This is a genomic window from Pseudomonas sp. SWRI81 (assembly GCF_014268545.1).
In the GTDB taxonomy this organism is placed as follows: domain Bacteria; phylum Pseudomonadota; class Gammaproteobacteria; order Pseudomonadales; family Pseudomonadaceae; genus Aquipseudomonas; species Aquipseudomonas hamedanensis.
On the sequence record NZ_JABWQS010000024.1, the window covers coordinates 1 to 15,168 of the forward strand.

Below are 15,168 nucleotides of genomic sequence, written 5' to 3' on the forward strand. Positions count from 1 at the left end.
GACCGACCGCTATCGCGAGCAGGCTCACTCCTACAAGTGTGCAGCGTCACGGCCTCTATTTGGTGCATGACATATTCTTCACGCACCAAAACCTTCCAGAATTCTCCCGCCTGTTGAAAGATCAAGCGCACGCCGACAGCCATTTCCTACGTCCCGTCGGATTGGCGCGGCCCTTGCTCTAGCCTGAGCATTGTCCATTGCCGGAAGCTTCCCGATGCTGGTGATTCACCGCAGAATCGACCCTCAACCCGTCTGGGCCGCCGAATTGCACCTGACCTTCGACGCGCGCAGCAAAAGCCGTTTGCGCTGTTTCAGTGCCGAGGGCGAAGACGTCGGGTTGTTTTTGGAGCGCGGTCAGCCGCCGCTGTATGACGGCGAGTGCCTGCAGGCCGAGGACGGCCGCATCGTCCGCGTCTGCGCGCGCCCTGAACAACTGTTGCACGTGACCTGCGTCAACGCGTTTGAACTGACTCGCGCGGCGTACCACCTGGGCAACCGTCACGTTGCCCTGCAAGTCGGTGACGGCTGGCTGCGGCTGCTCGACGATTACGTACTCAAGGCAATGCTTGAACAGCTCGGCGCACAGGCCGAAGCCATCGAGGCGCCCTTCCAGCCGGAACACGGCGCCTATGGGGGCGGCCATCATCATTCACGCCACGGCGACGAAGATTTCAATTACGCGCCGAAACTCCACCAGTTCGGCGTGCGCCTGTGAATCCGGCCTGGGCGCTGCTGCGTCTGGCCAGTCCACAGCTGCCGATTGGCGGCTACAGCTATTCCCAAGGTCTGGAAATGGCGGTGGATAACGGCCGGGTGAACAACCCGGACAGCGCGCGACGCTGGATCAGCGACCAACTGCTGCTGAATCTCGCGCGCTTCGAAGCACCGTTATTGCTGGCGCATTGTCAGGCGGCGGCGGACGAAGACTGGGCCGAACTGCGGCAACTCTGCGAGAGCCACCGTGCCAGCCGCGAAACCCGCGAATTGCATCTGGAGAGCCGCCAGATGGGCTATTCGTTGCAGCAGTTACTCAACGGTCTACCGGAACTCGACGCGCCCGCTCGCGACTTTCTCGAACAGATCATCGAACCGCATCTGGCCCTGTGCTGGGCCTTGGCCGCGCGCGCCTGGGGTATCAGCCCACAGGACGCTCTCGCCGCATGGCTGTGGAGCTGGCTGGAAAACCAGCTCGCCGTGCTGATGAAAACCCTGCCACTGGGCCAGCAAGCCGCTCAGCGCCTGACCAGCGAACTGCTGCCGCTGCTGCAACAGGCGCAGCAGGGCGCCACCCGAATCAATTCCGAACACATCGGCAGCGCCGCTTTCGGCCTGTCACTGGCGTGCATGGCCCATGAACGCCAATACAGCCGGCTCTTCCGCTCTTAGGCCCTTTATTTTGGAGAATAAAATGCACACCCAACCTCTGCGCGTCGGCATCGGCGGCCCGGTCGGTTCCGGCAAGACCGCATTAACCCTGGCTTTGTGCCTGGCACTGCGCGAGCGCTACAACCTTGCCGTGGTCACCAACGACATCTACACCCGCGAGGATGCCGACTTTCTAGTGCGCAACGAAGCCCTGGCGCCCGAGCGCATCATCGGCGTGGAAACCGGCGGCTGCCCGCACACGGCGATCCGCGAAGACGCCTCGATCAACCTCGAAGCGGTCGATCAACTGAACCGACGTTTTCCGGGGCTGGATCTGATTCTGGTGGAGTCGGGCGGTGACAATCTCTCGGCGACCTTCAGCCCGGAGTTGTCCGACCTGACCATTTACGTGATCGACGTTTCCGCCGGCGACAAGCTGCCGCGCAAGGGCGGGCCGGGCATCTGCAAATCCGACTTGCTGGTGATCAACAAGATCGACCTCGCGCCACTGGTGGGCGCCTCGCTGGAAATGATGGACAGCGACACCAAACGCATGCGCAACGGCAAGCCGTTCGTGTTCAGCAACCAGAAAACCGGTCAGGGCCTGGACGAGATCATTGCCTTCATCGAACGCCAGGGTCTGCTGACTGCGGCCTGATTTCAGTTATCAACAAGGAAGCTTAGCCATGACACTTAAACACCTTCTTGGCGCTGCGGCGCTGCTGCTGACACCGGCGCTGGCCTTTGCTCATCCGGGGCATGGCGACAGCGGTTTGATCGCCGGCATCAGCCACCCGATTGGCGGTCTCGACCATTTGCTGGCGATGCTGGCCGTCGGTTTATGGGCGGCGCAGCAACAAGGCGCGGCGCGCTGGGCGCTGCCGTGCACTTTTGTCGGCACCATGCTGCTGGGCGGCCTGCTCGGTTTTGAAGGGCTTGAGTTGCCGGCGCTGGAGAGCGGGATTGCCGCTTCGGTATTGGCGCTGGGCCTGGCCGTGGCACTGGCGGTGCGTCCGCCGCTGGTGATGGCGGTGGCGGCGACAGCGCTGTTTGCGCTGTTCCATGGCGTGGCGCACGGGCTGGAGTTGCCGCAGATGAGCAATCCGTGGGCGTATGCGGCCGGGTTTGTTGTGGCGACGGCGGTGTTGCATGCGGTCGGTTATGGCGTGGTGCGTGTTCTGCCCGTGGCCGCTGCACCGCTGGTGCGGTTGGCGGGTGCAGCTTCGGCGGCGACCGGCGTCTGGTTGTTGGCAGGATAATTTTTTAGCGCCTGCACTGGCCTCTTCGCGAGCAGGCTCGCTCCCACAGTGGATTTGTGGCGTATACAAAACCTGTGGGAGCGAGCCTGCTCGCGAAGGCGGTCTGACAGACACCGCGTCTCATCAGGCTGCCGCTCTGCTACCATGTCGCGCAATCGCCCCAGCCCGTGACGACGCCCGCCCATGCCCCACGCTTGCCGCTCCACCACCCAGCCCGAATTGACCGCCCTGTTCGGCGATGTGCAACAGCACTTCCTCAACGTGATCGTGCCGCTGTGGCAAGGCCCGGGCTGGAACGCCGACATGGCGCTACCGTACGAGGCACTGGACGCCACGCACCAACCATTGCCAGCGCAACGCTACCGGGCGATGGCCTGTGCGCGGCAGTTGTATCTGTTTTCCAGTCTGATCGGGGTTGTGGATAACGCTGACGTCCGTGCGGCGGCGTTGTTTCGGTCCTTGCAACGGCACTTCCACGATGCCGAGCACGGTGGCTGGTTCTACAGCATCGATGCCCAAGGCAAACCGTTGGACGTGCGCAAAGATCTCTATACCCACGCTTTCATCCTGTTTGCCTGCGCGCATTTCTGGCAGAAGTCCGGCGATCCGCTGGTCGAGTCGACGTTGAACGCCGCCCTTGAAATCATCGGTCGACGCTTCGCTACCGGCGATGGCCTGTACGAAGCATGCCTTGAGCGCGACTGGATCACCCTGCAGACCGGCCCGCTGCAAAACCCGTTGATGCACCTGGCCGAAGCCTTTCTGGCGACCCTCGCCGTGCGTGAAGACCCGCAGACGCAAAAGGCGCTGCTTGAGTTATGCACAGCCATGCACAAGCATTTCGTCGATCCGCAATATGGCGTGCTGATGGAGAAGCCGCTGGGCGCTGTGGATAACTGGTACGAGCCGGGGCATCAGTTCGAGTGGTATTTCCTGCTGCAATCGTCGGCGCTGTTGCGTGGCTCGAAACTGCATGGCGCGCTGGATCGAGCGTTTGCCTTTACCGAGCAGTATGGCGTGCTGCAATCGTGCGGCGCGGTGCGGGCGATGCTCGATCTGCAAAGCAATGGACGGCCGAGGGACTCGACGCAGCGGATCTGGGCCCAAGCCGAATACCTGCGCGCGCTGACGTTGCGCGCTGGCAGCGAAGCGGTGGTGTTGCGCCAGTTGCAGGCGTTGCGGCAGCGGTTTCTGCATGCTGGCGGGTGGCATGAATGCCGGGATGAGAACGGTGAGGTCAGTCGCAAGGACATGCCTTCGACCACGCCATATCACTTGGCGACTTGCTATAGCGGACTGGCTGAATATCTGCGCTGACCTGATGGCAAAGGGGATTTACTGTGGCGAGGGGATTTATCCACGCTGGGGCGCGCAGCCCAGCGGGGATAAATCCCCTCGCCACAACTGTGTTCTCAGCCGAAATCCGGGTCAGATCAGGCAATCCACTTCTTGTCGCCTGTGAAGCTGATGGTCAGCCACCGCGCCGCATCCGGCTTGCCCAACTGCGCCGAAATCTGCTCGCGCAACGCGTCCAGCTGCGTGACATTGCGCAGCGGATAATCCGCCGCCAACACCACATGAATTTCGATGAACCGCGCCCGACCGTGCTTTTGCACGTAGGACACATAATCGTCGAAACCATGCGTGACCTTCGCTGCGTCCATGACCTGACGCACCTGATCATCGAGGACGTCCGGGGCAATCCCCAGCACATCGCGTAACGCCGGGCCGAGGATCTTGAACGCCGGTGGCAACATGGTCAGCGCCAGTACGATCAGTATCAGCGGGTCGACATACACCGCCCACTCGCCGTAGCCCTGGGACTTGAGCAACAGCGCCGCAAGGAAACTGATCAACAACCCCACCGAAAGCATCGCGTCGACCAGCCAACTGATGTTGTCGAACTGGATCAGGCTGGATTTGAGTTGGCGATTACGGTGGCGCACGTAGAAGAAATAGGCGAACTCGACCACGGTAAACACCGCGGCATAAACGATCACCAGACCCAACTCGATCTCACGCCCTCCGTTGATGATGCCGAACACGCCGTTGAGAAACGCGTAGATGGCGATCAACAGCAGGAAACTGCCTTCGATCAGCAGCACCATCGGCTCCAGGTGCCAGAAACCGAACTGGAAGCGCTGATTGCTTTGTTTGGCGATCAACCTGGCGGTGATCAGCATCAGGACTTTGATGAAGGTTGCGATCAGCGAAAAAAAACCATCGAACAGGATGGATTGCGAACCTGAAACAAAACCGGTGACGATCCCGGCGATCGCCACGGCAAACATCAGAATGGTCGATTGTTTGAGCAGTGTCTGCTCACCTCGGTTACTCACTTTGACTCCTCGAAAAACCTGAAACACCGCAGGGTGCGGTGGGGTTGTTGCGAGGGGAGTTTACCTTATCAGCGGTTTTCGCCCGATTATGTGGCGAGGGAGCTTGCTCCCTCGCCACAGGATCAGGTATCAGGTCTTGTTACGTTCGATGGCAAACCCGGCCCAGGTCTGGCTCACCGGCATCAGCTCCAGGCTGTTGATGTTGATGTGCGCCGGGGTGTTCATCACCCAGAAAATCGTCTCGGCGATGTCCTGCGGCTGGATCGGCTCGGCACCGGCATAGGTCGCGTTATAGCGCTCCTGGTCACCGGCAAACCGTACCAGCGAGAACTCGCTTTCGCACAGGCCGGGCTCGATGTTGCTGACCCGCACGCCGGTGCCTTGCAGGTCGCAACGCAGGTTCAGCGAGAACTGTTTGACGAACGCTTTGGTCGCGCCATACACGTGGCTGCCCGGATACGGATAGTTGCCGGCGATGGAGCCGAGGTTGACGATACCGGCGCCACGCCCGTGAGCGATCAGGCGCGGCAGCAGCAGGCGGGTGGCGTACATCAGACCTTTGACGTTGGTATCGACCATGGTGTCCCAATCGTCCAGATCGCACTTCGGCGCCGGGTCCACGCCCAGCGCCAGGCCGGCGTTGTTGATCAGGCCGCGCATTTTGGCGAACGATGGCGGCAGGTTGGCAATCGCCTCCTCCATCGCCTTGCGATCACGTACGTCGAGAACCAGACCGTGCACTTCAGTCTGTTTCGACAGTTCGGCACACAGGGCATTGAGGCGTTCCTCACGACGACCGGTCAGCACCAGTTTCCAGCCGGCCTCGGCAAAACGACGGGCACAGGCTTCACCAAAACCGGAGGTCGCACCGGTAATAAACAGGGTGTTGGACATCGTGTTCTCCTTGCTTCGGCCACCGCGGCGGCCCTTGGAATAGAAAATCAGCAGGCAGCATGCCCGCCCGCGCATTCACGGGCAACACCTACAATCTGTACAAAAAACGACCAACCGCGCTAACGCCATAGCGACCGTGGCCTGTAGCCATGTGCACGCATGTTATCCACAGTCTGCTCCACAGTTTCCGGGGGCAAGTGCAACGGCGCCAAGCCGCGCCCCACAAGGCTTTGCGGGCGAAATGGAAAGTATTTTGCTTGACCCTGAGGCAATGGATGTGCGGGACATGGCATTTTGCACGACCGATGGCTCAACATCGTGATCGCGCGAGGCCAGCAATTACGGCGCTCAGCGCAGTCTTTCCAGAGTTTAATCACAGACTTATCCACAGGCTCGACTACGCGGGAGCGGGCCGGTCAGCCGGCCTATAAAAAGGTTGACAATGGCGCCTTACGCTTGTCTGAAAACGCCTGATCAAAAAACAACCACAACTCTGAAAGCCTCGCCCCATAAGGCCTGCGACCACATACACCCACGTTATTCACAGCCAGCTCCACAGCAAACGGGGAAAAGTCAAAACTGTGGAAAAACAGCCGTTTGCAGCGTCTATATGTCGCGCTTTGGCAGGTTGGGGAATTTGTTTTCCACAATTCTGAACTCGCGCAATTCCCTTGTAGGAGTGAGCCTGCTCGCGATAGCGGTAAATTGGCCAACATGTGAAGTGACTGACCCACCGCTATCGCGAGCAGGCTCACTCCTACAGGGGGTTGTGGCGAGCTTGGAGATAAAAAAGCCCCGGGACTTTCGTCGCCAGGGCTGTGTATAACCGCGGAAAAACTCAGTGCCCGCCCAGATAGGCGTTACGCACTTCCTCGTTCACCAACAGTTCCTGGCCGGTGCCGCTCAGACGAATCTCGCCGTTGACCATCACGTACGCCCGATCCGACAACTTCAGCGCATGGTTGGCGTTCTGCTCGACCAGAAAGATCGTCATGCCGGTTTTCGCCAGCTCGCGCAGTGTCGCAAAGATCTGCTTCACCACGATCGGTGCCAGCCCCAGGCTCGGCTCATCGAGCAGCAACAGCTTCGGCCGGCTCATCAACGCACGGGCGATGGCGAGCATTTGCTGCTCGCCACCGGACATGGTCATCGCCCGTTGCGTACGCCGTTCTTCGAGCCGTGGAAACAGCTCGAACATGCGCTGCATGTCCTCTTTGGCGTACTTGTCGCCAATCGGGATGGTGCCCATCAACAGGTTTTCCTCGACGGTCATGTCAGGGAACACCCGCCGTCCTTCCGGCGATTGCGCGATGCCGTTGGAGGCGATGTAGTGCGAGGACTTGTGGGTAATGTCGACGCCTTGATAAAGGATCTGCCCGCCCGCCGCCCGTGGCTGGCCGAAGATCGACATCAACAACGTCGATTTACCCGCGCCGTTGGAGCCGATCAGGCTGACGGTTTCGCCTTCGTTGATCTGCAGCGAAACGCCTTTGAGCGCCTGGATCGGGCCGTAGAACACATCGAGGTTTTTCAGTTCGAGGATCGCTTGGCTCATACCAGTTCCTCTTCGTCGGCGCCCAGATAGGCCGCAATCACTTTCGGGTCGTTGCGGATCGCTTCCGGCCCGCCCTCGGCGATGACGATACCGTGGTCGAGAACCACGATGTGATCGGAAATGCTCATGACCATGCCCATGTCGTGTTCAATCAGCACCACGGTCAGATCGTGCTCGTCGCGCAGCAGCCGGATCATCGCGCTCAGCGCTTCGGTTTCCTGGGGGTTGAGGCCGGCGGCCGGTTCGTCGAGGCAGATGATCTGCGGCCGTGTGCACATGGCCCGGGCGATTTCCAGGCGGCGTTGCTGACCGTAGGACAGCTCACCGGCCAGACGGTTGGCACAGTCCACCAGGTCGACCACTTCCAGCCAGTAGAACGCGCAATCCAGCGCGTCGCTTTCGGCCTTGCGGTAGCCCTTGGTGTTGAGGATGCCTGCGAGCATATTGCGGTTGACCCACATGTGCTGCGCCACCAGCAGATTTTCCAGCACCGACATTTCCTTGAACAGGCGAATGTTCTGGAACGTGCGAGCCAGACCGGCGCGGTTGACCAGATGGGTGCCGCCGAACATTTTGTAATACAGCCGGCTGAGGAAAGATTTCGGCGAGACGAAGTCGGTCGGTTTGAACGACTCGCCCAGCAACTGGATGACGTTAGTCTGCTGCCCGCGCACGTTGAGTTCGATCTTGCCGCCCGAGGCCTTGTAGAACCCGGTCAGGCAGTTGAACACCGTGGTCTTGCCGGCGCCGTTGGGGCCGATCAGGGCGAAGATCGAGTTGCGTTTGACCTTCAGGCTGACATCGCTCAAGGCCTTGATGCCACCGAAATGCATCATCAGTTTTTCAACAGAGAGTACGACTTCACTCATGGCGCAGTCCTCTCGTAGTGAATGGCACCTTTGCGTGGTTTGACCCCGGAACGGCTGATGCGGATCAGCCCGCGCGGTCGCCAGATCATCATCAACACCATCAGGATGCCGAACAGCAGCACGCGGTATTCAGCGAAGCCGCGCAGCAGTTCCGGAGCGACGGTGAGCACGAATGCAGCGATGACCACGCCGATGGTCGAGCCCATGCCGCCGAGCACGACGATGGCGAGGATCAGCGCCGATTCGAAGAAGGTAAACGAGGTCGGGTTGACGAAGCCTTGATAGGTTGCGAAAAACACCCCGGCCAGACCCGCCGTCGACGCACCGATGGTAAACGCCGAGAGTTTGACCAGAACGTGGTTGAGGCCCATCGAGCGACAGGCGATCTCGTCTTCACGCAGGGCTTCCCAAGCCCGGCCGACCGGCATTTTCACCAGGCGATGCTTGACGTACAGCACCGCCAGCACCACCAGGAACAACACCGCGTAAATAAAGTAGTACTTCACGTCGGGGTTGTAGGCGATGCCGAAGAACTCGTGAAACGGCACCCCGCCATCCTTGGCGCGCTTGCCGAACTCCAGACCGAAAAAGGTCGGCAGTGGCGCCGGCATGCCGTTCGGTCCGCCCGTCAGCGACAGCCAGTTGTTGAGCACCAGACGAATGATTTCACCGAAGCCCAGGGTCACGATTGCCAGATAGTCACCGTGCAGGCGCAACACCGGGAAACCCAGAATGCAACCGGCCAGGCCCGCCGTGATCGCTGCCAATGGCAGCACCGTCCAGAATCCCAGACCCAGATACTGGTAACCCAGCGCCAGACCGTAGGCGCCGATGGCGTAAAACGCCACGTACCCCAGATCGAGCAGGCCGGCCAGACCGACCACAATGTTCAGCCCCAGCCCCAGCAGCACGTAAATCAAACCGAGGATGACCACGCCGAGCAGGTAGGAGTTGGAAACAAACGGCACGATGATCGCCAGCACAATGATCAGCGGGATGATCCAGCGCAGCCGCGATTTGTAATCCGCCGGCAGCACGTGAACGCCGGAACCGCTGCTCTCGAATCCGTCGAGGATCTTCAGGCCCTTGGGCGTTTGCAGGAACAGGCTGAGGGCGAACCGACCAGCCATGACGATGGCAATGATCCAGGCCACGCGGGTCGGTTCGAGGCTGAAGCTGTAACCGTCAAGTACGACACCGACAATCGGCCCGAACACGATCAGCGCAATCAGGCCAGCCAGAATCGCCTCGACCAGGCTTTTTTTGATATCGATGGATTTTTCAGTGGTTGCAGACATCGCTTACACCTTCGACACAAGAGGACGGCCCAACAGGCCCTGCGGCCGGAAGACCAGTACGAGGACGAGCAGCGAGAAGCTGAACACGTCTTTGTAGTCGGAGTTGACCAGACCGGAGAACAGCGACTCGGAGATGCCGAGGATGATCCCGCCGAGCATCGCGCCGGGCAGTGAACCGATACCACCGAGTACCGCCGCGGTGAACGCCTTGATGCCGATGATGAAGCCGGCATAGAAGTCGAACGTGCCGTAGTTCATGGTGATCAGCACACCCGCCAGTGCCGCCATGGCTGCACCGATGATGAACACGTAGGAAATTACCCGATCGGTGTTTATCCCCAGGATCGAGGCCATCTTGCGGTCTTGCTGGGTCGCGCGGCACATGCGGCCGAGCTTGGTGTATTTGATGATGTAGGTCAGTAGTCCCATGCCGACGAACGCGGCGATCAGGATGAAGACTTTGGTGTAGGTCAGTTGCACGAAGCCGGTTCCGACTTCAACACGCCAGGCACCGGTCAGCAGCGTAGGCACGCCCTGTTGTTTGGCGCCCTGGGCGATCTGTGCGTAGTTCTGCAGGATCAGCGAGATACCGATGGCGCTGATCAGCGGCGCCAGCCGGGTGGAGTTGCGCAGGGGTTTGTAGGCGACTCGCTCGATGACCCAGCCATACACCGCCGTGACGACGATGGTGAAGATCAACGTGCCGAGCATCAGCAGCGGGAAGGATTCGATACCGAAGTACGCCAGCAGAGCCAGACTGATTGCCGCCAGGTAAGCGGAAATCATGTAAACCTCGCCGTGGGCGAAGTTGATCATGCCGATGATGCCGTAGACCATTGTGTAGCCGATGGCGATCAGGCCATAGACCGACCCGAGGGTCAGGCCATTGACCAGTTGCTGCAGGAAAATACCATCCATAACGCAATCTCACGCAGTGAGAACCTGCGCACCGGGGCGCGCGGTTCTTCTAGGAAAAATACAGATGTACGTCGGAGCAATGTCGGAGAGCGATCATCAGCCGCCACCGTCCCCTGTAGGAGTGAGCCTGCTCGCGATTGCGGACTGACAGGCAACACAGGTGTTGAATGCTCAACCGCGATCGCGAGCAGGCTCACTCCTACAAAGGAACCGTGGTGATCAGATGATCGCCTCAGCCCTTACTTCTGCTTTTCCAACTGGTGATATTTGCCATCCTTGTCCCACTGGTAAACCACGTAGTCGGAGACTTTCAGGTCGCCCTTGGCATCCCAGGTCTTCTCGCCCATTACGGTTTTCACCGGGTTGGCCTTGAGCCACTTGGCAGCCGCTTCGCCGTCGTTTTTCTTGGCACCGTTGAAGGCTGCCGCCAGGGTTTGCACCGAAGCGTAGGCGTACAGGGTGTAGCCCTCAGGCTCGGTACCGGCCTTGCGGAACGCGTCCACTACGGTTTTGCTGTCTGGCAGCAGGCGCGGGTCGGCGCCGAAGGTCATCAGCACGCCATCGGTGAATTGCGGGCCGCCAGCGGTGGTGACAAGTTCGTCGGTGACAATGCCGTCATCGGACATGAACTTGACGTCTTTGAGGCCTTGCTCACGCAGTTGACGAACCAGTGGACCGGCTTCCGGGTGCAGGCCACCGAAGTAGACGACATCGGCGCCAGCGCCACGGATCTTGGTGACGATGGTGCTGAAGTCTTTCTCGCCACGGGTCAGGCCTTCGTACAGCACCGGCTTGACGCCGCGTTTTTCCAGCTGTGCCTTGGTGGCGTCCGCCAGGCCTTGGCCGTAGGTGTCCTTGTCGTGCAGCACGACAACCTTTTTGCCTTTGAGCATGTCGACGATGTAGTCGCCGGCAACGATGCCTTGCTGGTCGTCACGCCCGCACATACGGAACATGGCGCTCAAGCCACGCTCGGTGACTTGCGGGTTGGTCGAGCCCGGGGTGATCGCGATGATCCCGGCCTCGTCGTAGATTTCCGACGCGGGAATGGTCGAGGAGGAGCAGAAGTGACCGACCACGCCGGCGACTTTCTGGTTGGTGAGGTCTTTGGCGACCGTCACCGCCTGCTTCGGTTCGCAGGCGTCATCGCCCTTGACCAGGACGATTTTTTCCCCGTTGACGCCACCTGCCGCGTTGACCGCGTCGGCCGCCGCCTGTGCACCCTTCATGTACTGCTCGCCAAATGCCGCGTTGGCACCGGTCATCGGACCCGCTACACCGATCTTGATATCAGCTTGAGCAAACGCCGAAACACCCAGCGCAGTAGCCACTGCGAGGGCCAGAAAGCCTTTCTTGTAAAACGTCTGGGACATGAGGTGGTGCTCCAAGGTTTTTTTTAGTTGGCACTGCGACTTCACTTCACTCAAAGCTCAGAGCAAGGCCCGTGCCATCGGTTTTTTATTCGGCAAAAAGTCGCTGTGTTGTTGTTATTTCGACTGTTTCGTTCCCATTTTCATTGGGCGTGCAACCGTCTAAACCGCGGAAGGTGAAACCATTTATTTTTTCAGGCGCAACCCGCACGCGCCATCATTGCAACCGCAGCGGCAAACGACGTGCAACCAGCCTGTAACAGCCCGCGTCACCGAACTGCACACTGCTGGTGCGAGACTGCTACAACCCGCACCATTACAGGCTAGTCGCTCGATGCAAAAGCGCTGCTTGCGGCAACAAATTTCAACACTCAAATGACAATGCGCAGGCACTGGCCCGCGTGATACAGCGAAAATCCGGCCTCGTACAGGCAACTGCGCAGGCCAACGCCCGCCAAGGGCTGCATCGGGGCGAAGGGAATCGGCAGTGCTTGTGGATCGCCGTTGCACAGGTAATCGGCGAAGGCCTTGCCAACCACGGTGCCGGTCGTCACGCCACGACCGTTATAACCGGTAACGGCCACCAGCCCCGGCGCCGGTTCGAACAGGCGCATCAGGTGGTCGGGAGTAAAGGCGATGCGCCCGGTCCAGGTGCATTCCCACTCGACCGGCTTCAGATTGGGGAAGTAATGTTGCTGCACCCGGTCGGCCCAGGCCTTGAGAAACCAGGTCGGTTTCTGGTTGCCATTGCCCAGACTGCCGAGTAACAGACGGCCGTCCTTGTCGCGACGAATGCTGCTCAGCACCTGACGGGTATCCCATGAGCCCTGCCCGCCGGGAAGAATTGCCTGCGCGGCGTCCTCGGTGAGCGGCACCGAGGCGACCTGATAGTAATAACCGGGGAAAAAATTGCGCTTGAGCTCGGTCCAGTCGCCTTCGGTGTAGGCATTGGAGGCGATGACCACTTGTTCGGCGAGCACCGAACCCTGCCCGGTCTGCACCGACCATTGCTGGCCGACGCGTTCGAGTCGAGTCACAGGAGAATGGTCGAACATCTGCCCGCCGAGACCGATGACCGCGTTCGCCAGGCCGGTGACATACGCCATCGGATTGAGCGTGCCGGCGCGGCGATCCAGCAGCGCGGCGGCGATCTTCTGCGTGCCGGTGGCTTGTTCGCAGGCCTTGCCGGTGAGTAATTCAACCGGCGCGCCACGGCGTTTCCATTGCTGCTCGCGACTGCGCAAGTCGGCCTCGCCCTTGGCGTTGTGCGCCATGTGCAAGGTGCCTTCGCGGCGCAACTGGCAATCGATGCCGTACTTGTCCACAAGGCTGAACACCAGCGCCGGCGCCGCGCCGAGCATGCGGTTGAGCTGACTGCCGACCGCCTCGCCAAAACCGGCTTCGATCTCGTCCGGTGGAATCCACATGCCGGCATTGACCAGCCCGACGTTGCGCCCGGAGCCGCCGTTCCCTGCGCGATGAGCCTCCAGCACGCAGACGCTTTTGCCTTTTTCCAACAGATGCAGCGCCGCCGACAACCCGGTGAACCCGGCGCCGATCACGCAGACATCGACCTTGACCTCGCCCCTGAGCGCCGAATTATCCGGCCGTTGTGGCGTGAGCTTTTCCCACAGACATTCTTCGCGTAACGGCATTGCCAGACTCCAACAGAAACCCAACAAACACACAAATCAATGTAGGAGTGAGCCTGCTCGCGATGACGTCGGCACATTCACATCAATGCTGACTGACAGATTGCTATCGCGAGCAGGCTCACTCCTACAGGGGGATCTTCACTTGTCAATCGAAGGTAATGCCCTGCGCCAACGGCAATTCCAGCGAGTAATTGACGGTGTTGGTCTGCCGGCGCATGTACGCGCGCCAGGCATCGGAGCCGGATTCGCGACCGCCGCCAGTCTCTTTCTCGCCACCAAACGCGCCGCCAATCTCGGCGCCGCTCGGGCCAATGTTGACGTTGGCAATCCCACAGTCGCTGCCGACCGCCGACATGAACTGCTCGGCCTCGCGCACGTCGGTGGTGAAGATGCACGACGACAGGCCTTGCGGTACGGCATTGTTCAGGCGCAGCGCTTCTTCAAAATCGCTGTAGCCGACCACGTAAAGAATCGGCGCGAACGTTTCGCTGCAGACCACGTCGCTCTGCTCGGGCATTTCGACGATGGCCGGCGAAACGTAATAGGCGTTGGGGAATTGATCTTCCAGTTGGCGCTTGCCGCCGAATACCCGTCCGCCTTCGCTCAGTGCCTGCTCCAGCGCATCCTGCATGTTTTCGAAGCTGTGCTTGTCAATCAGCGGGCCGACCAGATTGCCTTCCAGCGGATGGCCGATGCGCACTTTCGAATACGCCGCCTTGAGGCGCGTGAGGATTTCTTCCTTGACCGATTCGTGAGCGATCAGTCGACGCAAGGTCGTGCAGCGTTGCCCGGCGGTGCCGACAGCGCTGAATAGAATCGCGCGCACGGCCATGTCCAGATCGGCACTCGGAGCGAGAATCATCGCGTTATTGCCGCCCAGTTCGAGAATGCTGCGGGCGAAGCGCGCGGCGACTTTCGGCGCCACTTCGCGGCCCATGCGGGTGCTGCCAGTGGCGCTGATCAGGGCGACACGCGGATCATCGACCAGTGCCTCGCCGGCATCGCGACCGCCAATCACTACCTGGCAAAGGCTCGCCGGTGCATCGCTGAAATTCTTCACTACGCGGTCGAACAGCGCCTGACAGGCCAGCGCGGTCAGCGGGGTTTTCTCCGAGGGTTTCCACACCACCGGGTTGCCGCAGACCAGCGCCAGTGCGGTGTTCCACGCCCACACCGCGACCGGAAAGTTAAACGCGCTGATCACCCCGACCACGCCGAGCGGATGCCAGGTCTCACGCATGTGGTGGCCCGGTCGCTCGGAGGCGATGGTCAGACCGTACAACTGGCGCGACAGGCCGACGGCGAAGTCGCAGATGTCGATCATCTCCTGCACTTCACCCAGACCTTCCTGGGTGATCTTGCCGGCCTCCCAGGAAACCAGCTCGCCCAGATCGTTCTTGTATTCGCGCAGCACTTCACCGAATTGACGCACCAGCTCGCCGCGACGCGGTGCCGGTACCTTGCGCCACTGCTCGAATGCATGATCGGCGCGACTGATGTGCTGCTCGACTTCGGCGGCGCCTTCCCAGTTCACCGAGGCAATACAGCTGCCGTCGACAGGCGAATGCACCGGCACTTTGCCGTTCTGGTACAGGGCCGGGTTTACCCCCAGACGATCAAGCAATGCGGCAACCATGGGTCTCTCC

The 15,168-nt window shown here is 60.5% G+C and carries 14 protein-coding genes; 5 read left to right on the forward strand and 9 right to left on the reverse strand.

All coding sequences use genetic code 11. The annotated features are described in order from the left end of the window. Positions 1-214: 214 nt before the first annotated feature. The 5 genes from ureE to HU765_RS16080 all read left to right on the forward strand — a co-directional run bounded on the left by ureE (position 215) and on the right by HU765_RS16080 (position 3,941). On the forward strand, positions 215-715 hold the full coding sequence (ureE, locus tag HU765_RS16060; RefSeq protein WP_186621654.1) for an urease accessory protein UreE: 501 nt from the start codon (positions 215-217) through the stop codon (positions 713-715). Beyond that, complete coding sequence (locus tag HU765_RS16065; RefSeq protein WP_186621655.1) at positions 712-1,386, forward strand: urease accessory protein UreF; 675 nt, start codon at positions 712-714, stop codon at positions 1,384-1,386. Before ureE ends, HU765_RS16065 begins: the two co-directional genes overlap by 4 nt. A 22-nt stretch (positions 1,387-1,408) precedes the next feature. Then, positions 1,409-2,023, forward strand: a complete 615-nt coding sequence (ureG, locus tag HU765_RS16070; protein WP_186621656.1) for an urease accessory protein UreG — start codon at positions 1,409-1,411, stop codon at positions 2,021-2,023. Between the two features lie 28 nt (positions 2,024-2,051). Next, positions 2,052-2,624: a HupE/UreJ family protein gene (locus HU765_RS16075; RefSeq protein WP_186621657.1), complete on the forward strand. Its 573-nt coding sequence runs from the start codon at positions 2,052-2,054 to the stop codon at positions 2,622-2,624. Between the two features lie 183 nt (positions 2,625-2,807). After that, entirely contained in the window at positions 2,808-3,941 is a 1,134-nt protein-coding gene (locus tag HU765_RS16080; RefSeq protein WP_186621659.1) for an AGE family epimerase/isomerase, read from the forward strand. Between the two features lie 116 nt (positions 3,942-4,057). Here HU765_RS16080 and HU765_RS16085 read toward each other — a convergent pair whose 3' ends face one another. The 9 genes from HU765_RS16085 to HU765_RS16125 all read right to left on the reverse strand — a co-directional run bounded on the left by HU765_RS16085 (position 4,058) and on the right by HU765_RS16125 (position 15,158). Next, a complete protein-coding gene (locus HU765_RS16085) occupies positions 4,058-4,963 on the reverse strand; it encodes a cation diffusion facilitator family transporter (protein ID WP_186621660.1) in 906 nt (301 codons plus the stop codon). A gap of 129 nt (positions 4,964-5,092) precedes the next feature. Continuing rightward, positions 5,093-5,857, reverse strand: coding sequence for an SDR family oxidoreductase (locus HU765_RS16090; RefSeq protein WP_186621661.1), 765 nt, complete (start codon positions 5,855-5,857; stop codon positions 5,093-5,095). A gap of 838 nt (positions 5,858-6,695) precedes the next feature. Continuing rightward, the gene (locus HU765_RS16095) at positions 6,696-7,412 is read right to left on the reverse strand and encodes an ABC transporter ATP-binding protein (RefSeq protein WP_186621662.1); all 717 of its coding nucleotides are present in this window, start codon (positions 7,410-7,412) and stop codon (positions 6,696-6,698) included. Next, positions 7,409-8,281: an ATP-binding cassette domain-containing protein gene (locus tag HU765_RS16100; protein WP_007967487.1), complete on the reverse strand. Its 873-nt coding sequence runs from the start codon at positions 8,279-8,281 to the stop codon at positions 7,409-7,411. Before HU765_RS16100 ends, HU765_RS16095 begins: the two co-directional genes overlap by 4 nt. Next, on the reverse strand, positions 8,278-9,579 hold the full coding sequence (livM, locus tag HU765_RS16105; RefSeq protein WP_186621663.1) for a high-affinity branched-chain amino acid ABC transporter permease LivM: 1,302 nt from the start codon (positions 9,577-9,579) through the stop codon (positions 8,278-8,280). The genes HU765_RS16100 and livM overlap by 4 nt, the downstream gene beginning before the upstream one ends. Positions 9,580-9,582: 3 nt before the next feature. Then, the gene (locus HU765_RS16110) at positions 9,583-10,497 is read right to left on the reverse strand and encodes a branched-chain amino acid ABC transporter permease (RefSeq protein WP_041480712.1); all 915 of its coding nucleotides are present in this window, start codon (positions 10,495-10,497) and stop codon (positions 9,583-9,585) included. A 239-nt stretch (positions 10,498-10,736) separates the two neighbouring features. Further along, complete coding sequence (locus tag HU765_RS16115) at positions 10,737-11,870, reverse strand: ABC transporter substrate-binding protein (RefSeq protein ID WP_186547601.1); 1,134 nt, start codon at positions 11,868-11,870, stop codon at positions 10,737-10,739. 368 nt (positions 11,871-12,238) lie between these two features. Next, on the reverse strand, positions 12,239-13,522 hold the full coding sequence (locus HU765_RS16120; RefSeq protein WP_186621664.1) for an FAD-binding oxidoreductase: 1,284 nt from the start codon (positions 13,520-13,522) through the stop codon (positions 12,239-12,241). 145 nt (positions 13,523-13,667) lie between these two features. Then, entirely contained in the window at positions 13,668-15,158 is a 1,491-nt protein-coding gene (locus HU765_RS16125) for an aldehyde dehydrogenase family protein (protein ID WP_186621665.1), read from the reverse strand. Positions 15,159-15,168: the final 10 nt, after the last annotated feature.